The sequence below is a fragment of the Pseudoduganella chitinolytica genome, assembly GCF_029028125.1.
Lineage (GTDB): Bacteria > Pseudomonadota > Gammaproteobacteria > Burkholderiales > Burkholderiaceae_D > Rugamonas > Rugamonas chitinolytica.
The window spans coordinates 5,574,796-5,593,258 of record NZ_CP119083.1 but is presented as its reverse complement, the minus strand read 5'-3'; the positions used below and the strand labels follow the sequence as shown (position 1 = coordinate 5,593,258).

Here is an 18,463-nt window from a genome sequence, read left to right as displayed (position 1 = left end):
CCGGCGGGCGGCACGGCAGCGGACGCGCTGCTTGCCGCGTAATGTCTGGACGGATGGTTTGGGTTTGCCGATGCGGTCCCCGCCCCGGGCGGCGGCACGTATCGCCATGCAGGCTGCTGTGCGCATGCCGATTCCGCTATGATGGCGGCGTCGCCGTATTGGCAAACTCACCACCATGGACTACCCCATCGAACGAAAACAGATCCGCTGGACACCGCGTCCACGCACCCGGCCCGGCTTGCACGTCAAGACGGAAAAGCTGCCCTTCCAGCGGCCCGTCATCCCGCACGCGCAATTCCCGGCCACGGCCATCATGGTGGCCGAACGCATCGACGTACGCGCCATCGCCGAATTCGAGATCATCGCCAAGTCGCCATTCACGGTCAAGCTGGGCCAGGGCGGCATTGCCGCCGTGTTCCGCTACGGCGCGGTGGTGCTGTTCAATGCTTCGATGGACGAGAAAGCGCGCCTGCTGGAGACGATCGCGCAGCACTCGTCCGGCGAGGGCGACGTGGGGGCCGGCGAGACAGCGACGATCCAGGTCAGCCCGGACGAGGAAGAAGGCCCGACGGGGCCCTGCATCAAGATCAAGAATGCCGACCGCCTGCGCTTGCAGCTGATCGCCGAGGTGATGGCCAAGGCGGCGATGCTGTCGTTCCAGGAGCGACGCGCCGCACGCGACTTCGACCTGGCCGAGCCGCTGGCGCGCGACCTGGCCGAAGACGGCCGCTTCTCGGCCAAGCCGGCCGAACTGCTGAAGGCGGTGGGCAACATGCTGCTGGCGGAGAACCGCCTGAACGGCCGCGCCGGCGTGCTCGATCGGCCGGACCTGTTGTGGGACAACCCCGGCCTGTCGGGCCTGTATGCGCGCCTGGAAGGCGACTACGAGCTGCACGACCGCGCGGCCACGCTGGACCGCAAGCTGACGACCCTGTCGCACACCTCCGAGACGCTGGTCGAGACGATGCGCTACCACAGCTCGCACCGGCTCGAAGTGGCGATCCTGCTGCTGATCTTTACGGAGCTGTGCCTGGGCTTGTACGGCCACTTCGGCCACTGAAGCCGGCAGCTCGAGCGAAGCAAACTATTTTTAATGGCAGTGCATCCAAAGTCGTCTGCCCGGCGTAGTGATCGTATCAACGTTGCCTGAGCGGTACCGGCAATCGTTGAGCGATCACTCAACCGACCTCAGGAGGCACTACCATGACCATTTCCAAGCTGATCCTTTCTTTGCCCGTCGCCCTGGCGCTGACGGCTTGCGGTGGCGACGGCCACGATGACATCGTTCATCCCGCCCCCACGCCGGGCGTGCCGGCGCCCACCCCGGGCGACGTCTTGGCGTTGACCGTCTCGAACAAGCTCGTGTCGTTCGACCGCGCCACGCCCGGCGCCATCCGGACGACGGTCGCCGTCACGGGCCTGCAGGGGGGCGACAGCCTGGTCGGCATCGATTTCCGTCCTGCCGACGGGGTGCTGTATGGCGTGGGCAGCGGCGGTCGGCTCTACACGATCGATACGGCGAGCGGCGTCGCGACCCTGAAGTCCACCCTGGCGGCCGATGCGGCCGACACCACCCTGCCCTTCACCGCGCTGGCCGGCAGCGATTTCGGCGTCGACTTCAACCCGGTCGCGGATCGCCTGCGCATCGTCGGCAGCAGCGGCCAGAGCCTGCGGATCAATGTCGATACGGGCGCCGTCACCACCGACGGCGCCATCAACGGCGGCGCCGCCAGTACCGCGATCACGGCGTCGGCCTACACCAATTCCTTCGCCGGCACGGGCGCGACGACGCTGTATGGCATCGACAGCGTCAACGACACGCTGTACGTGCAGAATCCACCCAACAACGGCACGCTGGCCACGCCGGTCGCGCTGGGCATCGATGTCGGCAACGGCAACGGCTTCGATATCGATGGCCGCACCAATGTCGGCTATCTCGTGGCAACCGTCGGTGGCGTGCGCAATCTGTACACCGTCAATCCCGCCGGCAGCGCCGCCGTCGCAACGCTGGTCGGCGCGCTCGCCGTTGCCGAAGACCTGCGCGGGATCGCCGTGCGCGCCGCTGGGCAGCCCACTGTCTATGGGCTGACCGACGACGCACGCCTCGTCGCCTTCAAGCCGACGGCACCGAACACCCTGACCGGCACGGTGGCCATCACGGGCATGAACAGCGGCGAGAGCCTGCTCGGCATCGATTTCCGGCCTAAGGACGGTTTGCTGTATGGCCTGACCTCGGCCGCACGCATCGTCACGATCGACCCCGCCACCGGCGTGGCAACTGCGAAGGCGACATTGACGGCCGATGCGGCCGACACCAGTGCCCCGTTCGGCGGAATCAGCGGCACGGCCTTTGCCGTCGACTTCAACCCCGTGGCGGACCGCCTGCGCGTCATCGGCAACGGCGGCCAAAGCCTGCGCATCAATGTCGATACCGGCGCGACCACCACGGACGGTACGATCAACCGCAGCGGCACGGCACCGGTCGTGACGGCGGCCGCCTATACCAACAGCGTGGCGGGGGCGACGGCAACGATGCTGTTCGACCTGGACAGCGGCGCCGACGTGCTGGCCCTGCAGAATCCCCGAATGACGGGACGCTGGCCGATGTCGGCCCCCTGGGTGTGGACATCGCTGGCGACGGCGGTTTCGATATCGCCGGCGGTGCCAATGGCCTGGCGCTGGCGGCGCTGCGCACCGGGGCCGGCGGCGCCAGCACGCTGTACCGGATCGACCTGACGAGCGGCGCGGCGACGCCGGTCAACGGCGCCACGGACGTGAAGCTGTCCGCCATCGGCAGCGGCAGCACGGGACTGCGCGACATCGCCATCGCCATCAAGTAAGGCCCAGCCGCCGCCGGTTGGCGGCGGCGCTCCCTTACATCGTCTTGACGGCCCGGCCGATAAACAGGATCGGCCCTGTCGGCCGGCCGATCGGCGAGCCGTTGGCCGGTTCCAGCGTGATCTCGAACAGCTGGTTCGGCTGCAGCGGTGGCAGCTTGTCCAGCCGCACCTCGAATGGCCTGCCCGGCGTGACCAGGCCCAGCGAAACAGGAAGTTTCCAGCCGTCGGCCTTGGTCCACAGCTGCAGCGCCTTCTGCGCCGGCACTTCGGTTCGTACCAGGGGTTCGAGGCGCAGCATCCGGCTGTCGTTGACGCGCACGATCCAGCCCGGTGTCATGCTCTCCGGCTGGGCCAGCACCACCATATAGGCGGGCGAGGCGGGCGGCGCCTGCAGCCGCATGCCCACCACGACCGCCATGATGGCCGCCGCAGCAAAGCCGCCGGCTGCCAGGCCGCGCCACAGGCCGAGGCCGTTCCACCAGCGTGCAGCCGGCGCTTCCGGCCGTGCCCGCGGCAGGGTGCTGAGCTCGATGCGTGCCCACAGGGCGGCCGAGGGCACCACCGGTTCGGCCAGGCTGGCCAGCGGCAGCAGGCGCTCCTCCCATGCGGCAACGGCGGCGCGCAGGGCGGCGTCATCGCGCAGCGCCAGTTCGACTTCGCGGCGCTGCGCCGCGTCGAGGGTGCCGAGCACGTACTCGCCGGCCAGTTCGTGCGGATCGCGGATCGGGTTCATACCATGCACTCCCGCAGCGCGGTCAGGCCGCGCTTGATCCATGCCTTGACGGTGCCCAGCGGCGACTGCAGGCGTTCGGCGATTTCCGAATGGGTACAGCCGTCGACGTAGGCGTACAGGATGCTGTTGCGCTTGGACGCGTCGAGCTGCGTGAGGCAGTCGTGCAGCCGGCCCAGGTTGGCGCGCAATTCAAACGCATCGGCCACCTGGTGCTGCCTTTGCAGCGCCGCTTCGCTGTCGATGGCGTCCAGCGCGTCTTCGCTGACGGCCACTTGCTGCGATCCATTGCGGATCGCGTCGAGCGCCTGGTGCCGCACGATGCTGTAGATCCAGCCGCGCCCCGAACCGCGGGCCGCGTCGAAACTGCCCGCCTTGGTCCAGATGCTGACAAAGGCGTCGTGCAGCACATCTTCCGCCGCCTGGCGCTCGCGTACGATGCGCAGCGCCACCCCCAGCAGGCGTGGACTCTCCTGTTGGTACAGGCGGCGCAGCGCCTGCGCTTCGCCTCGCGCACAACCGCGCAAGGCGGCTTCATAGTCGAATTCTTCGGCAGCGGTTGTCACGGCAGGCGCGGTCCGTTGGGCAAGCCGGGACAGCAGCCGGCGGTGCGACGATTATAGACACTCTGTCGCACGGCTGGCGGCAAAAAAAGCAGGGATGCCGCCACCGTCCGCGCGGTTACGCGAACTTCGTAAAGTCCGGCTTGCGCTTCTCGAAGAAGGCCATGAACGCTTCCTTCGCTTCCGGCGCCAGCAGCATCTCGCCAAACAGCTTGCTTTCCTTGGCGATGATGGCGTTCAGCTCTTCCTTGCGGCCCTGCGTCATCAGGCCCTTGGTGGTGCGGATCGACGCGGCCGGCAGCGCGACCAGCTTGGCCGCTTGCGCGCGCGCGAAGTCCAGCATCTCGGCGGCCGGCAGCACTTTCGAGACGATACCCATGTCGTAGGCTTCCCTAGCAGTGAACGGCTCGCCCAGCATCAGCTTCTCGGCGGCGCGCGCGTGGCCGGCGGCCAGCGGCATCAACATCGACGAGCCGAATTCCGGGCACAGGCCCAGTTGCGTGAACGGCACGGAGAACTTGGCGCTGTCGCCGGCGTAGACCAGGTCGCAGTGCATCAGCAGCGTGGTGCCGATGCCGATGGCAAGGCCACCGACAGCCGCCACCACGGGCTTCGTGCTACCGGACAGCGCGCGCATGAACTGGAACACGGGACGGTTGGCGAATTCCTCGGCCGTCGATGGACGCGCCGTCTTCATGAAGTCGTCCAGGTCGTTCCCCGCCGTGAAGATCTCCGGTTTGCCGGCGATCAGGATGGCGCGCACTTCGTTGTCGCTTTCCGCCGCGTTGATGGCGTCGGCCAGCGTCTGGTACATCGCGGAGGTGATCGCGTTCTTGCGCTCCGGGCGGTTGAATTCCAGCGTGAGGATGCCGCCTTCTTTGCTGACGAGGATGTCCATGTCTCTTCTCCTTGTTTTGAATGATGAAGGGCGCCGGGATCGGATCCCGGCGCCCTCTTATTGGCTGCTAAGTAGCCAGCGACGCACACCGCAACCCCGAAGCAAACCCTGGGGTCAGACCCGACGGGTCTGACCCCGGCTCTTGCACTTGGGGTGCAGGCATGAGAAAGCGGCTCTTCGTATTACACGCGCTCGATGATACCAGCCGCGCCCATGCCGGCGCCCACGCACATCGTCACCATGCCGTACTTCAGGTTGTTGCGGCGCAGTGCGTGCACGACGGTCGCGGCGCGGATCGCACCGGTCGCGCCCAGCGGGTGGCCCAGGGCGATCGCGCCGCCCATCGGGTTGACCTTGCTGGTGTCCAGGTTCAGGTCGCGAATGACGGCCAGCGCCTGGGCGGCGAAGGCTTCGTTCAGCTCGATCCAGTCCAGCTGGTCCTGCGTGATGCCGGCTGCTGCCAGCGCGGCAGGAATCGCCACCTTCGGACCAATACCCATGATTTCCGGCGGCACGCCGCGCACGGCAAACGACGAGAACTTGGCCAGCGGCGTCAGGTTGTGCTCGCGCAAGATTTTTTCGGAGACGACGATCAGCGCGCCGGCGCCGTCGGACATCTGCGACGACGTTGCCGCCGTCACGGAACCCTTGGCGGCGAAGACCGGCTTCAGCTTGGCCATGCCTTCCATCGACGCGTCGGCACGCGGGCCTTCGTCCGCATCGACGGTACGCTTGCCAACCTTGATCTCACCGGTGCGCAGGTCAGGCGTGCGGGTCGTGATCTCGACGGGCGTGATCTCGTCCTTGAAGTAGCCGGCTTGCTGGGCGGCGATGGCGCGGCGGTGCGATTCCAGGCCAAAGGCATCCTGGTCTTCGCGCGACACTTTCCACTGCTTGGCCACGTTCTCGGCCGTCAGGCCCATGCCGTAGGCCAGGCCCACGTTCTCGTCCTTGAACGTGTCCATGTTGATCGACGGGTGGTGGCCCATCATCGGCACCATCGACATCGATTCGACGCCGCCGGCGATCATCACGTCGGCTTCGCCGACGCGGATGCGGTCCGCCGCCATGGCCAGGGCGGTGATGCCCGAGGCGCAGTAGCGGTTGACGGTGACGCCGCCCACCGTGTTCGGCAGGCCGGCCAGCACGACCGAGTTACGGGCGATGTTGAAGCCCTGCTCCGCTTCCGGGAACGAGCAGCCGATGATCGCGTCGACGATCAGCGCCGGGTCCAGGTTCGGCACGGCGGCCATGGCGCCGCGGATCGCGTGCACCAGCAGGTCGTCCGGGCGGGTCTTGTTGAACATGCCGCGTGGCGCCTTGCCGATCGGGGTGCGGGTCGCTGCGACGATGTATGCGTCTTGAAGTTGTTTGCTCATGTTGTTCGTCCTAGTGTTCGACTTAGTTCCGCACCGGCTTGCCGGTCTGCAGCATGCCCATGATCCGCTCTTGCGTTTTCGGGTTGTTCAGCAGTTCCAGGAAGGCTTTACGTTCCATGTCCAGCAGCCACTGCTCCGACACCACGCTGCCCTGGTCGATGTCGCCGCCCGACACGATCTCGGCGATCATGTCGCCCAGCTTGTAGTCGTGGGCGGAGATGAAGCCGCCGTCGCGCATGTTGACCAGCTGGCCGCGGATCGTGCCCCAGCCGTAACGGCCGGTGACGGGCACCGGGCGCTGCAGCGGTGCGCGGTAACCCGCGTCGAACATCGAGCGCGCGGTCACTTTCGCCACGTGCAGCAGTTCGTACGGGTTGAAGACGATGATGTCGTCTTCCTTCAGGTAACCCATGGCCTTCGCTTCCAGGGCCGACTTCGACACGTTCGCGGTGGCCGCGTTGGTGAAGCCCGTCTTCAGGAATTGCAGGATGTCGTTGCCCTTGGCTTCTTTCGCCGCGCGGACAGCCGCCTCTTTCAGGCCGCCGCCGGCAGGGATCAGGCCCACGCCCACTTCGACCAGGCCGATGTAGGACTCGATCGACGCGACGCGACGCGACGCGTGCAGCGCCATTTCGCAGCCGCCGCCCAGCGCCAGGCCAGCCACCGCGGCGACGACCGGCACGTTCGAGTACTTCATCGCCATGAAGGTGTTCTGCAGGTCGCGGATCAAGGGATCGAGGGCTTTCGCGCCGCCGGCCATGAAGGCTGGCAGGGCCGATTGCAGGTCGGCGCCGGCGGAGAACGCGCCGCCTTCGGCCGCATCCGTACCCCAGATGACCATGCCCTTGAAGTTCTGTTCCGCTTCCTTCAGCGCGCGCTTCAGGCCGTCGATGACGCCCTGGCCGATGACGTGCATCTTGGTCTTGATCGATACGACCAGGACTTCGTCGCCCGAGTGCCACAGGCGCACGGAATCGTCTTCGAACACGGTGGTGCCGGCCTTCGTCGCATCGACTGCGCCTTCGCCCAGTACCGGTGCGCGGAACTCCTGGCGCTTGTAGACCTCCAGGTTCGAACGTGGCACGAATTTCTTCGACGCGGCGGAGAACGAACCTTCGGCCGTGTGCACGCCGTCGACTTCGAACACCCACGCTGGCAGCGGCGCATTGGTCAGGGCCTTGCCGGCGTCGATGTCTTCCTTGACCCACTCGGCGATCTGCTTCCAGCCGGCGGCCTGCCACGTTTCGAACGGACCGATCTTCCAGCCGAAGCCCCAGCGCATGGCGAAGTCCACGTCACGGGCGTTGTCGGCGATCGATTCCAGGTGGTAGGCGATGTAGTGGAACGCGTCGCGGAAGATCGCCCACAGGAACTGGCCTTGCGGGTTGGTCGATTCGCGCAGCGCCTTGAATTTCTTGACCGGGTCCTTTTCCTTCAGGATGCGGGCGATGATGTCGGCCGCTTTCGCGCCGCCTGCCACGTATTCGCCGCTGGCGAAGTCGAGGCGTTGAATCTCTTTACCGACCTTCTTGTAGAAGCCGCCGCCGGCCTTCTGGCCCAGGGCGCCCTTCTCGATCAGCTTGGCCAGCACGTCCGGCGTCTTGTAGACGGCGGCGAACGGGTCGTCCTTCAGGTTGTCCTGCATCGTCTTGATGACGTGGCCCATCGTGTCCAGGCCGACCACGTCCGCCGTGCGGAACGTGCCGGACTTGGCGCGGCCCAGCTTGGCGCCGGTCAGGTCGTCGACGACGTCCACGGACAGGCCGAATTTCTCGGCCTGGTGGATGGTGGCCAGCATGCCGAAGATGCCGACGCGGTTGGCGATGAAGTTCGGCGTGTCTTTCGCACGCACGACACCCTTGCCCAGCACGGACGTCAGGAACGTCTCCAGCTGGTCGAGGATTTCCGGACGCGTCGCTTCGGTCGGGATCAGTTCGACCAGGTGCATGTAGCGCGGCGGGTTGAAGAAGTGCACGCCGCAGAAGCGTGCCTTCAGGTCCGCATCAAAACCTTCGGCCAGCTGGTGGATCGGCAGGCCCGACGTGTTGGAGGCGAAGATGGCGTTCTGGCCGATGTGCGGCGCGACCTTCTTGTACAGGTCGTGCTTCCAGTCCAGGCGCTCGGCGATCGCTTCGATGATCAGGTCGCAGTCGGCCAGCTGGTCCAGGTTGTCTTCATAGTTCGCGACCTGGATCAGGGCGGCGTCTTCCTTGTCGCCCAGCGGTGCCGGCGACAGCTTTTTCAGGCCTTCGATGGCTTTGAGGACGATACCGTTCTTCGGGGTGCCTTCTTTCCCTGGCAGGTCGAACAGCACGACCTGGACCTTGGCATTGACGCAGTGGGCGGCGATCTGCGCGCCCATCACACCGGCGCCCAGGACGGCGACTTTTTTCACACTGAAGTTGCTCATGTTTTTCCTCTAGTTTTTAGAACAGGTCGGCGTCCAGCGCCATCAGGTTCGCGGCACCGGAACGGGCCTGGCGGATCAGCATCGCGGTTTCAGGGTACAGGCGCGCGAAGTAGAAGCGGGTGGTCTGCAGCTTGGCTTCGTAGAACTTGTCGCCCGAGTCCTTCTTCTCCAGCGCGATCTTGGCCATCTGCGCGAAGAAGTAGCTGTACACCAGGTGACCCACGACGCGCAGGTAAGGCACGGCGGCGGCGCCCACTTCGTCCTGGTTTTGGAAGGCCTTCATGCCGATTTCCATCGTCAGCTTGCCCACTTTTTCGCCCAGCTCGCCCAGCGGCGTGACGAATTCGGACATCGCTTCGTCGGTACCGTTTTCTTCGACGAACGCACGCACCTTCTCGCCGAACTTGCGCAGCTTGGCGCCGTTGTCCATCAGGATCTTGCGGCCCAGCAGGTCCAGCGACTGGATCGTGTTGGTGCCTTCGTAGATCAGGTTGATGCGGGCGTCGCGCACGTACTGCTCCATGCCCCATTCCGAGATGTAGCCGTGGCCGCCGTACACCTGCATCGCTTCCGACGTGGCGATCCACGCGTTGTCGGTGATGAAGGCCTTGATGACGGGGGTCAGCAGCGCGACTTCGTCGGCGGCTTCCTTGCGCACTTCTTCGTCAGGGTGGTTCAGTTCGCGGTCGATCTGCAGTGCGACGTACGACGAGAATGCGCGCGCGCCTTCGGCGTAGGCCTTGGCGGTCAGCAGCATGCGGCGCACGTCCGGGTGCACGATGATCGGGTCGGCTGGCTTGTCGGCCGCCTTGACGCCCGACAGGCTGCGCATCTGCAGGCGGTCCTTGGCGTACACCAGCGCGTTCTGGTACGCGACTTCGGTCAGGCCCAGCGACTGCATGCCCACGCCCAGGCGGGCGGCGTTCATGAACACGAACATGGCGTTCAGGCCCTTGTTCGGCTGGCCGATGATCCAGCCACGGGCGCCGTCCAGGTTCATCTGGCAGGTCGAGTTGCCGTGGATGCCCATCTTTTCTTCGATGGCGCCGCAGAAGATCGGGTTGCGCTCGCCGACGGTGCCGTCGTTGTTCGGCAGGTACTTCGGTACCAGGAACAGCGAGATGCCTTTCGAGCCTTCCGGTGCGTCCGGCACGCGGGCCAGTACCAGGTGCAGGATGTTTTCCGACATGTCGTGTTCGCCGGCCGAGATGAAGATCTTGTTGCCGGTGATGGTCCAGGAACCGTCTTCGTTCGGGATCGCCTTGGTGCGCAGCAGGCCCAGGTCGGTACCGCAGTGCGGTTCGGTCAGGCACATCGTGCCGGTCCATTCGCCGGAGACCAGCTTCGGCAGGTACAGGCGCTTCTGTTCGTCGGTGCCGTGTTCCTTCAGGCACTCGTAGGCGCCGTGCGACAGGCCCGGGTACATCGTCCACGCCTGGTTGGAGGAGTTCAGCATCTCGTAGAACGAGTTGTTCAGCACGACCGGCAGGCCCTGGCCGCCGAATTCCGGATCGCATGCCAGCGCGGCCCAGCCGCCTTCGACGTACTGCTTGTACGCTTCCTTGAAGCCCTTCGGCGTCGTGACGGTCTTCGTCTCGGCGTCGTGCTTGCAGCCTTCGCGGTCGCCGGAGTGGTTCAGCGGGAACAGCACTTCGGACGTGAATTTCGCACCCTCTTCCAGTACCTGGTTGATGATGTCGGCATCCGTCTCGGCGTGGGCCGGCAGTTCCTTGAGCTGCTCTTCCACCTTCAGGAACTCATGCAGCACGAATTGCATATCCCGGATTGGCGCGACGTATTGACCCATGTTTATCTCCTGACGACTAAAGGCTAAAGTTGTTTGTTGAAGTGCCGCTTCGATTGCGCGGCGTTAGGACTGATGGTTTTCGATAAGACGGTTGAAGCCGACGCTGGCGCGCTCCACGCTGCCGGGAATGCGCAGGAAGCGGGCGTCGTGGTGAACGGCCAGGATCAGGCCGTACATCTCGTACACCAGCTGCTGGGCATCCGTCCCGGCCTTCAGGTGGCCGCATTCGATGGCCTGCTGGGCCGCGCGCAACAACGCGCTCTGCCATGCGCCCACCATCGACACGAGCTCCTCGCGGATCGGGCCCGGACGGTCGTCATACTCGACGGCGCCGCTGATGTAGATGCAGCCGGACGCGATCTCGATACTGACCCGCTTGACCCAGTGCGCGAACATCGCGCGCAGGCGCGGCAGGCCGCGGGGCTCCTTGATGCTGGGATAGAACACATCCTGCTCGAAGCGGCGGTGGTACAGCTTCAATACTTCCAGCTGCAAGTCTTCACGCGAACCGAAGTGGGCGAACACACCCGATTTGCTCATGTTCATCTTGTCCGCCAGCAGACCGATGGTCAGCCCTTCCAGCCCGTCACGGCTGGCCAGGTCCAGGGCCACGTCCAGGATGGCGGCACGGGTCATCTCACCCTTGCGCATGAATTTTGTCGAGGTATTAATAACTAGGGCGCTCACTTGGAATCCGGCTCGGAGAGAAAAAGTTCATTCTCTCCCCGGGGATAGTCATCGTGTGAAAAAAATTACGAACGCTCGTACTATTATCCAGAGCCAGATAAATGTCAAACCTCATTGTTAGAGGTGGCGTTCTATTTTGACGGGGCGGGTTGCAGGGTATTGTAGAAACCCGGGACAGACCCCTGTTTAGAGGAAATTTCCGAGAAACAGGGGTCTGTCCCGGGTTTTTATTCTCCGTGGTCGATGCTCTCGCGCAGGCGACGGTCGCGCTTGGTCGGGCGGCCCTTGAAATCGGCTGCGGGTTCCGTGAACAGCTTGCGGCGCTCCGCTTCCTTCTGGCGCCGCGCGATCGATTCTTCCGTCTCTTCGTAGAGGGTGCGGGCGATCGGGGCGCCCTGCCGTTTGTCGGACAGGCCCAGCACCAGCACGTCCCACTCGTCCGAGCCATTGTCGATGTGCAGCTTCTCGCCCAGCTTCAAGAGGCGTGCCGGTTTGACACGGTCGCCGCCGATCTTCACTTTACCGTTGTCGATCGCGTCGATGGCCAGGTTGCGCGTCTTGAAAAAGCGCGCCGCCCACAGCCATTTGTCGATCCTTACATTGTCCATCAAGCGTATTTCCCCACTGCGAAAATGCGCATCAGCGTCTTGTAGACCACGTAGGCGATCTCGTAGCCGATGCGGCGGAAGCGGCCGACGTGCTCGTACTCGTGCGGATGGATTTCGACCCCATCCGCCACTGCCGCCTCGATATGCCGGCGCAGGTCGACGGCAAAGGCGGCGTCCTTGATGACGACATTCGCTTCCTGGTTCAAAAACAGGCTCAGCCCGTCCACATTGGAAGAACCCACGGTGGCCCATTCATCGTCGATGACGGCCACCTTGGCGTGGAGCTGGGTCTTGTGATATTCCACCACCTTGACCCCGGAGGCAAGGAGCTTCGGGTAGAACGAATGGGCGACGGCGTCCTGCAGCCAGTGCTCGCCCACGCCGATCAGCAGCACTACCTCGACGCCGCGTTGCGCCGTCTGCGACAGTGCGCGGCGGAACTTGCGGCCTGGCGCGAAATACGGGTTGGCCAGCAGCACGCTCTTGCGCGCGCGTCCCAGTGCGTTCAGGTAGGCCTTCTGGATGGTCTGCCGGTTGCGCAGGTTGTCGCGCACGACAAAGCCGGCCCGCACCGTCGACTCGGCCGCGACCTTGTTGGCGCGGCGCATTTCGTTGTACAGGTCGATACGATGTTTCAATGTCATCCGGCCCAAGCGCAGCCATTGCGCTTCCGCCTCCCGGTGGATGGCGGCGACCAGCGGGCCTTCGACTGCGACGGCGAAGTCCCAGCGCGGCGCGGACAGGCCGATACTGTGGTCGTAATCGCAAAACATGTCGTCGTTGATGTTGATGCCGCCGACGAATGCAATGCAGCGGTCCACCACGCAGATCTTGCGGTGCGTCCGGGTGACGCCGCGGCGGAACCACGGATTGAAGATGCGGTGCTCGACGCCGGCCTCGCTGAGCGCCGCATGGATGCGGTTCGAGCGGCCGTTGCCGGTACCGAACCAGTCCGTGATCGCGCGCACGGTCACGCCCCTCTGTCCGGCCCGCATCAGTGCGGCCAGCACGGCCTGTCCCGTTTCGTCATCGGCGAAGATATACGTTTCGAAGTAGACGTCGTACTGCGCGGCATCGATGGCTTCCACCAGGGCGGGAAAGTATTCGGTACCGCAGTGCAGGAGTTTTACTTCGTTATCGGCAATGAATTCAACGGGACGCATGTCAGGCAAGTTTCAAGGTAGCCACAATCGGCGCGTGGTCCGACAGCTTGGCCCACAGCTGGCCATGCAGGACCTCCGCCGATTCTACCTTGAAGCCACGCACATAGATGCGATCCAGGCGGAAGAAGGGCAAGGCGGCCGGGAAGGTGCGGGCCGGACGTACCGCCGCCTGCTTCCGCGCCAGGGTACGGACCAGGTCGCCCAGGCTGGAGCCGGCGCCGACCTCGTCGAAGACCTCCACCACGCCCAGCGCCTTGCGCAGTTTGGCGCTCAGGGTATTGCGCCAGTCATTGAAGTCGCCGGCGATGATCACCGGCTCGCCATTCGGTGCCGACAGGTTGACGGCGTCGATCAACGCCTCCACCTGGCGCACCCGGCTTTTCTCGAACAGGCCCAGGTGGATCACGTAGCAGTGCACCGTGCCCTTGGGCGTTTCCACGATCGAGTGCAGGATGCCGCGCGCCTCGTAGGCATGGTCCGAGATGTCCGTGTTGGTCCACTTGGCGATGGGAAAGCGCGTCAGCAGTGCATTGCCGTGGTGACCGTGGTCGTACTGGGCATTCAGCCCGTAGACCGACTGGTGCGATTCGCCGGCAAAGAACTCGTGCTGGCTGCCTTGCGGCCAGTGCCGATGGCCGTGGCGCTCCTCGCCGTAGCGGGCCGCGATGCGGTCGTGCTGCCCCTGCACCTCCTGCAGGAAGATCAGGTCGGCATCGAACGCGGCGATGGCCTGCTTGAGGGCGACTACCCGCGGCTTGCTGCGGTAGGAAACGCCCTTGTGGATGTTGTAGGTGGCGACTTTGATCTTCATGGAATCATTTTAGCCCCATCCGTAAGGTTTATTCCCCGGCAATCGTGCGGCGGCGGCACGATTGCCGCGCAGGCTGCCACCAGGAAACGCGTTCAGCCGATTCAGCGTAAACCCAACAGTCGAGCTGCGCACGTTTCATTACTGAAGACAACAGTTGAGTTATGGCCTACATTAAGGTGTACAAAAAAGCATCATTCATGTTCTGACGACGCGGGCGGGGGAGGCCACTATGGCGATCAGAAGCAAACGGGCGAGCGCACTCGCCATGCTAGCGTGCGCGTGGTGCATTGCCGCTCCCGCGGCGGCGTCACCGATCCTGCTGGACTGGAGTCCGCAGGCGTTGCTGGGTGCGGCATCCGGCAATGCCTACAGCAACGTCAACCGGGGGCAGCACTTCGGGGAGGCCGTCTCCTTTGCCGTCAACACCCTGGTGGACGGCATGGCCATCTATTCCAACGACTATTACGGCGCCCTCGGCACGCTGGTGGACATCGCCATCTGGGCTGACGAGAGCGGCCGCCCGGGCGCGCTGCTGGGCCGCTTCGGCAGTGCGATCGACGCCATCGATGGCGACGGCGCCAGCAGCGGCAACGTGCGCAAGCATGCGCAGTTCGCCGGCTTCACGATGCTGGCGGATGTGGCGTACTGGATCGGCATGGCGGGCCACACCGTCGAGCTGGCGCAGACGGCGGTCCGTGATGCCAACGGCGGCGATGGGCGGATGGCCCAGTTCACGGGCAGCGGCCGCTACCTGGGCCAGACGGGTGCGGGCGACATGGCGTTCCGCCTGTACGGCACCGCCCTTGGACCGCAGCAGCACGTGACGATCCCGCTGCCGGGCACCCTGCCCCTGTTCGCGCTGGCCGGCGTGGGCCTGGCGGCGGCGCGGTGGCGCCGCTCAGCTTGACATTTTGCGCAACTGGCGCGGCAGCTGCAGGATCGCTTCCGCGTTCGACGGGCTGAAGCATTTGTCGGCCGCAGCAAGATAGGGCAGCCATTCGTAGGCCACGTGCTCGCGTGGCGCCAGCGTGATGGCGATGTCGCGTGGCACCTGCACGCTGAACACGTGCTCCGTGTTTTGCGTCACGCCCGGACCGTAACGATGGCGCCAGACGGGGTAGATCTCATAGACGTTCGACAGCTGCCAGTCGCGCAGCACGATGCGCTCGCCATCGGCGACGATGCCCGTCTCCTCGAACAGCTCGCGCGTGGCCGTGGCCAGCAGGGGCTCGTCGGGCGCGTCCAGCGAACCCGTGACCGACTGCCAGAAGCCGGGATTGCCGGCGCGCTCGATCAAGAGGACGTCGAGGTCGGCGGTGTGGATGACGACTAATACCGATTCCGGGATTTTGTGGGTCATTTGGCGTTGGGGACTGTCCCCGCAGGGGACTGTCCCCGAAGTTGGTTCGCGTTGAGATGACGTTGGCAGGTTGAAGTCTGTCCCCGGTAAGGGTTGGCTTCGGCGCTTGCCTGCGGCTGGGGTCTGTCCCTGGTAAGGGTTGGCTTCGCCGCTTGCCTGCGGCTGGGGTCTGTCCCCGGTAAGGGTTGACCGTGGTGTCGATTGCCGGCGTATCCAGGGGACTGACCCCGGTTTTTATCGGCGACGCCCCCCATTCTTGCGGGCCGGCGATCAAAACCGGGGTCAGTCCCCTAATGCCGCCGCAAGCAAGCGCCGAATCCAACTCTTACCGGGGACAGACCCCAGCGGATCCATCGCCAACTCTTACCGGGGACAGACCCCAGCGGATCAGCAGCCAACAAAAAGGGCGCCGCAGCGCCCTCTCCTTTTAGCCAGCCACCTTCGGCTCGGCCGCGCGCAGACGGATGTGCAGCTCTTTCAGCTGCTTCTCGTCCACTTCCGACGGTGCGTGCGTCAGCAGGTCCTGCGCGCGCTGCGTTTTCGGGAACGCGATCACGTCGCGGATCGAATCGGACTTCGTCATCAGCGTGACAATACGGTCCAGGCCGAATGCCAGGCCGCCGTGCGGTGGCGCGCCGTACTGCAGCGCGTCCAGCAGGAAGCCGAACTTCAGGCGTGCTTCTTCCGCGCCGATCTTCAGTGCACGGAACACTTTCGACTGCACGTCTTCCTTGTGGATACGGATCGAACCGCCGCCCAGTTCCCAGCCGTTCAGGACCATGTCGTAGGCCTTGGCGATGCAGGCGCCCGGGTTGGTTTCCAGCATATCCTCGTGGCCGTCCTTCGGTGCCGTGAACGGGTGGTGCGTCGCGGTCCAGCGGTCGTCTTCCTCGTCGTATTCGAACATTGGGAAGTCGATGACCCACAGCGGGGCCCAGACGTCGTCGAACAGGCCGTTCTTCTTGCCGAACTCGCTGTGGCCGATCTTCACGCGCAGCGCGCCGATGGCGTCGTTGACGACCTTGGCCTTGTCCGCGCCGAAGAAGATCAGGTCGCCGTCTTCGGCGCCCGTCAGTTCCAGGATCTGTGCCAGGGCTTCATCGTTGATGTTCTTGACGATCGGCGATTGCAGGCCGTCACGGCCCTTGGCCTTCTCGTTGACCTTGATGTACGCCAGGCCCTTGGCGCCGTAGATCGCGACGAACTGGGTGTACGCGTCGATTTCCGAACGGGGCATGTCGGCGCCCTTCGGTACGCGCATGCCGACCACGCGGCCGTTCGGCAGGTTGGCGGCGGCCGAGAACACCTTGAAGTCGACCGACTTCATCACTTCGGTCAGCTCGGTGAACTGCAGCTTGACGCGCATATCGGGCTTGTCCGAACCGTACAGGCCCATCGCTTCGGAGAAGTTCATCACCGGGAACGGGTTCGGCAGGTCGATCGACAGCGTGTTCTTGAACACCTTGCGGATCATGTCCTCGAACAGGTCGCGGATTTCCTGTTCGTTCAGGAACGACGTTTCGCAGTCGATCTGGGTGAATTCAGGCTGGCGGTCGGCGCGCAGGTCTTCGTCGCGGAAGCACTTGGTGATCTGGTAGTAACGGTCGAAGTTGGCGACCATCAGCAGCTGCTTGAACAGCTGCGGCGACTGCGGCAGCGCGAAGAACTGGCCGGCGTTGACGCGCGACGGCACCAGGTAGTCGCGCGCGCCTTCCGGCGTGGACTTGGTCAGGGTCGGCGTCTCGATGTCGATGAAGCCCAGCTCGTCCAGGTACTTGCGCACTTCCATCGTCACCTTGTAGCGCAGGCGCAGGTTGTTCTGCATCTGCGGACGGCGCAGGTCCAGCACGCGGTGCGTCAGGCGGGTGGTTTCGGACAGGTTGTCGTCGTCCAGCTGGAACGGCACGGCGACCGACGGGTTCAGCACTTCCAGCTGCGAGCAGATCACTTCGATCTTGCCCGACTTCAGGTTGTTGTTGACGGTACCGGCCAGGCGGTCCTTGACGGTGCCCGTGATGCGCAGGCAGAACTCGTTACGTACGGCTTCGGCTGCCTTGAAGACTTCCGCCTGCTCGGGGTTGCAGACGATCTGAACCAGGCCTTCGCGGTCGCGCAGGTCGATGAAGATCACGCCACCATGGTCGCGACGACGGTGCACCCAGCCGCACAGGCTGACGGTTTGGCCCAGCAGTGCTTCAGTGACGAGGCCGCAGTAATGAGTACGCATTGACATGTTAATTCTCGGTTCAGGTTAAATTCGTGAGTTCAGTCGGGGGCGACGACGCCCATCGACACAATGTACTTCAAGGCGGCATCCACGGTCATGTCGAGTTCGACGACCTGCTCGCGCGCCATCATCAGGAAAAAGCCGGACGTCGGGTTCGGCGTGGTCGGCACGTACACGCTGACGTAGTCTCCCACCAGGTGGTTCTTGACGTCGCCACCGGGGCTGCCCGTCAGGAACGCGATGGTGTACGAGTTCGCGTGCGGGTACGGGATCAGCACGGCCTTGCGGAAGGCGTTGCCGGACGACGAGAACAGCGTGTCCGACACCTGCTTGACGCTGCCGTACAGCGAGCTGACGACAGGAATCCGGTGCAGCAGCTTTTCCCACAGGCGCAGGATGTAGTTACCGATCAGGTTGTTGGCCAACAGGCCGACGAGGAACACGATCAGGATCGTCAGGATCGTTCCCAGGCCGGGAATGTCGAAGCCGATCAGGGTCCTCGGCTGCCACTGGTGCGGCACGAACAGCAAGGACTGGTCCATCGTGCTGATGATGATGTTCAGCACCCACAGCGTGATCGCCAGGGGTACGAGGATCAGCAGCCCGGTAATGAAATATTTACGTATCGTGTTCATCAGGGAAAATTACTTGGTGTCGCCGCCCGAGGGCGTCGTCGTCGCGGCTGGGGCTGCGGCCGGGGCGGCCGGCTTGGCGTCGCCTGCTGGCGCTGCCGCGCTATCGGCCTTGGCAGCGACAGCGGTCGCCGGCGCATTGCCGCCCCGGAAGTCGGTCACGTACCAGCCGGTACCCTTCAACTGGAAGCCGGCAGCCGTCAATTGCTTCTTGAAGGTCGATTTACCGCAAGCAGGGCAGTCGGTCAGCTGCGGATCGGAAATCTTCTGCAGGACGTCCTTGGCAAAGCCACATTCCTCGCAGCGGTAGGCGTAGATAGGCATCGGTTACTCCGCAAAAATCGTCAA

General features: G+C 64.5%; 16 protein-coding genes and 1 pseudogene. 3 read left to right on the top strand and 14 right to left on the bottom strand.

Translation table 11 applies throughout. The features are described 5' to 3' along the window. The first annotated feature begins 175 nt into the window (after positions 1-175). Entirely contained in the window at positions 176-1,060 is an 885-nt protein-coding gene (locus PX653_RS24945) for an RMD1 family protein (protein ID WP_277415338.1), read from the top strand. A gap of 143 nt (positions 1,061-1,203) precedes the next feature. Continuing rightward, a pseudogene (locus tag PX653_RS24940) lies at positions 1,204-2,840 on the top strand (DUF4394 domain-containing protein). 34 nt (positions 2,841-2,874) lie between these two features. Here the strand turns inward: PX653_RS24940 and PX653_RS24930 are convergent. The 10 genes from PX653_RS24930 to PX653_RS24885 all read right to left on the bottom strand — a co-directional run bounded on the left by PX653_RS24930 (position 2,875) and on the right by PX653_RS24885 (position 13,896). Next, complete coding sequence (locus PX653_RS24930) at positions 2,875-3,573, bottom strand: anti-sigma factor (protein ID WP_277415336.1); 699 nt, start codon at positions 3,571-3,573, stop codon at positions 2,875-2,877. Further along, positions 3,570-4,136: a sigma-70 family RNA polymerase sigma factor gene (locus PX653_RS24925; protein ID WP_277415335.1), complete on the bottom strand. Its 567-nt coding sequence runs from the start codon at positions 4,134-4,136 to the stop codon at positions 3,570-3,572. Before PX653_RS24925 ends, PX653_RS24930 begins: the two co-directional genes overlap by 4 nt. 115 nt (positions 4,137-4,251) lie before the next feature. Next, entirely contained in the window at positions 4,252-5,031 is a 780-nt protein-coding gene (locus PX653_RS24920; RefSeq protein ID WP_277415334.1) for an enoyl-CoA hydratase, read from the bottom strand. A 182-nt stretch (positions 5,032-5,213) separates the two neighbouring features. Beyond that, positions 5,214-6,410 carry an acetyl-CoA C-acyltransferase gene (locus tag PX653_RS24915; RefSeq protein WP_277415333.1) on the bottom strand — a complete coding sequence of 399 codons (1,197 nt, stop codon included), beginning with the start codon at positions 6,408-6,410 and terminating at the stop codon, positions 5,214-5,216. A gap of 22 nt (positions 6,411-6,432) precedes the next feature. Then, positions 6,433-8,820 carry a 3-hydroxyacyl-CoA dehydrogenase/enoyl-CoA hydratase family protein gene (locus PX653_RS24910; RefSeq protein ID WP_277415332.1) on the bottom strand — a complete coding sequence of 796 codons (2,388 nt, stop codon included), beginning with the start codon at positions 8,818-8,820 and terminating at the stop codon, positions 6,433-6,435. Between the two features lie 16 nt (positions 8,821-8,836). Beyond that, positions 8,837-10,627, bottom strand: a complete 1,791-nt coding sequence (locus PX653_RS24905) for an acyl-CoA dehydrogenase C-terminal domain-containing protein (protein WP_277415331.1) — start codon at positions 10,625-10,627, stop codon at positions 8,837-8,839. A 63-nt stretch (positions 10,628-10,690) separates the two neighbouring features. After that, positions 10,691-11,278, bottom strand: a complete 588-nt coding sequence (locus tag PX653_RS24900) for a TetR/AcrR family transcriptional regulator (protein WP_277415330.1) — start codon at positions 11,276-11,278, stop codon at positions 10,691-10,693. Positions 11,279-11,541: 263 nt separating this feature from the next. Beyond that, the gene (locus PX653_RS24895; protein WP_277415329.1) at positions 11,542-11,922 is read right to left on the bottom strand and encodes an RNA-binding S4 domain-containing protein; all 381 of its coding nucleotides are present in this window, start codon (positions 11,920-11,922) and stop codon (positions 11,542-11,544) included. Continuing rightward, entirely contained in the window at positions 11,922-13,085 is a 1,164-nt protein-coding gene (clsB, locus tag PX653_RS24890; RefSeq protein ID WP_277415328.1) for a cardiolipin synthase ClsB, read from the bottom strand. The genes PX653_RS24895 and clsB overlap by 1 nt, the downstream gene beginning before the upstream one ends. 1 nt (position 13,086) lies before the next feature. Continuing rightward, entirely contained in the window at positions 13,087-13,896 is an 810-nt protein-coding gene (locus PX653_RS24885; RefSeq protein ID WP_277415327.1) for an endonuclease/exonuclease/phosphatase family protein, read from the bottom strand. Positions 13,897-14,125: 229 nt separating this feature from the next. Here PX653_RS24885 and PX653_RS24880 point away from each other — a divergent pair, with 229 nt between their 5' ends. Next, positions 14,126-14,803: a hypothetical protein gene (locus PX653_RS24880; protein ID WP_277415326.1), complete on the top strand. Its 678-nt coding sequence runs from the start codon at positions 14,126-14,128 to the stop codon at positions 14,801-14,803. On the opposite strand, the gene nudB is transcribed toward PX653_RS24880, so the two are convergent. The 4 genes from nudB to PX653_RS24860 form a co-directional block, all read right to left on the bottom strand. After that, positions 14,795-15,256 (bottom strand): dihydroneopterin triphosphate diphosphatase, encoded by a 462-nt coding sequence (gene nudB, locus PX653_RS24875; RefSeq protein ID WP_277415325.1) that lies wholly within the window; start codon positions 15,254-15,256, stop codon positions 14,795-14,797. The genes PX653_RS24880 and nudB overlap by 9 nt on opposite strands. 427 nt (positions 15,257-15,683) lie before the next feature. Further along, positions 15,684-17,489 carry an aspartate--tRNA ligase gene (gene aspS, locus PX653_RS24870; protein WP_277415324.1) on the bottom strand — a complete coding sequence of 602 codons (1,806 nt, stop codon included), beginning with the start codon at positions 17,487-17,489 and terminating at the stop codon, positions 15,684-15,686. A 32-nt stretch (positions 17,490-17,521) separates the two neighbouring features. Next, positions 17,522-18,109: a DUF502 domain-containing protein gene (locus PX653_RS24865; RefSeq protein WP_277418655.1), complete on the bottom strand. Its 588-nt coding sequence runs from the start codon at positions 18,107-18,109 to the stop codon at positions 17,522-17,524. An 18-nt stretch (positions 18,110-18,127) separates the two neighbouring features. After that, positions 18,128-18,439 (bottom strand): FmdB family zinc ribbon protein, encoded by a 312-nt coding sequence (locus tag PX653_RS24860; protein WP_277415323.1) that lies wholly within the window; start codon positions 18,437-18,439, stop codon positions 18,128-18,130. Between the last annotated feature and the right edge of the window lie 24 nt (positions 18,440-18,463).

Excerpts from the sequence above, each read along its gene's own strand:
- PX653_RS24915 (WP_277415333.1), bottom strand. The coding sequence starts at position 6,410 with ATGAGCAAACAACTTCAAGACGCATACATCGTCGCAGCGACCCGCACC.
- PX653_RS24930 (WP_277415336.1), bottom strand. The coding sequence starts at position 3,573 with ATGAACCCGATCCGCGATCCGCACGAACTGGCCGGCGAGTACGTGCTC.
- PX653_RS24945 (WP_277415338.1), top strand. The coding sequence starts at position 176 with ATGGACTACCCCATCGAACGAAAACAGATCCGCTGGACACCGCGTCCA.
- PX653_RS24860 (WP_277415323.1), bottom strand. The coding sequence starts at position 18,439 with ATGCCTATCTACGCCTACCGCTGCGAGGAATGTGGCTTTGCCAAGGAC.
- clsB (WP_277415328.1), bottom strand. The coding sequence starts at position 13,085 with ATGCGTCCCGTTGAATTCATTGCCGATAACGAAGTAAAACTCCTGCAC.
- PX653_RS24885 (WP_277415327.1), bottom strand. The coding sequence starts at position 13,896 with ATGAAGATCAAAGTCGCCACCTACAACATCCACAAGGGCGTTTCCTAC.
- PX653_RS24880 (WP_277415326.1), top strand. The coding sequence starts at position 14,126 with ATGGCGATCAGAAGCAAACGGGCGAGCGCACTCGCCATGCTAGCGTGC.
- PX653_RS24900 (WP_277415330.1), bottom strand. The coding sequence starts at position 11,278 with ATGCGCAAGGGTGAGATGACCCGTGCCGCCATCCTGGACGTGGCCCTG.
- PX653_RS24905 (WP_277415331.1), bottom strand. The coding sequence starts at position 10,627 with ATGGGTCAATACGTCGCGCCAATCCGGGATATGCAATTCGTGCTGCAT.
- aspS (WP_277415324.1), bottom strand. The coding sequence starts at position 17,489 with ATGTCAATGCGTACTCATTACTGCGGCCTCGTCACTGAAGCACTGCTG.
- nudB (WP_277415325.1), bottom strand. The coding sequence starts at position 15,256 with ATGACCCACAAAATCCCGGAATCGGTATTAGTCGTCATCCACACCGCC.
- PX653_RS24910 (WP_277415332.1), bottom strand. The coding sequence starts at position 8,820 with ATGAGCAACTTCAGTGTGAAAAAAGTCGCCGTCCTGGGCGCCGGTGTG.
- PX653_RS24920 (WP_277415334.1), bottom strand. The coding sequence starts at position 5,031 with ATGGACATCCTCGTCAGCAAAGAAGGCGGCATCCTCACGCTGGAATTC.
- PX653_RS24895 (WP_277415329.1), bottom strand. The coding sequence starts at position 11,922 with ATGGACAATGTAAGGATCGACAAATGGCTGTGGGCGGCGCGCTTTTTC.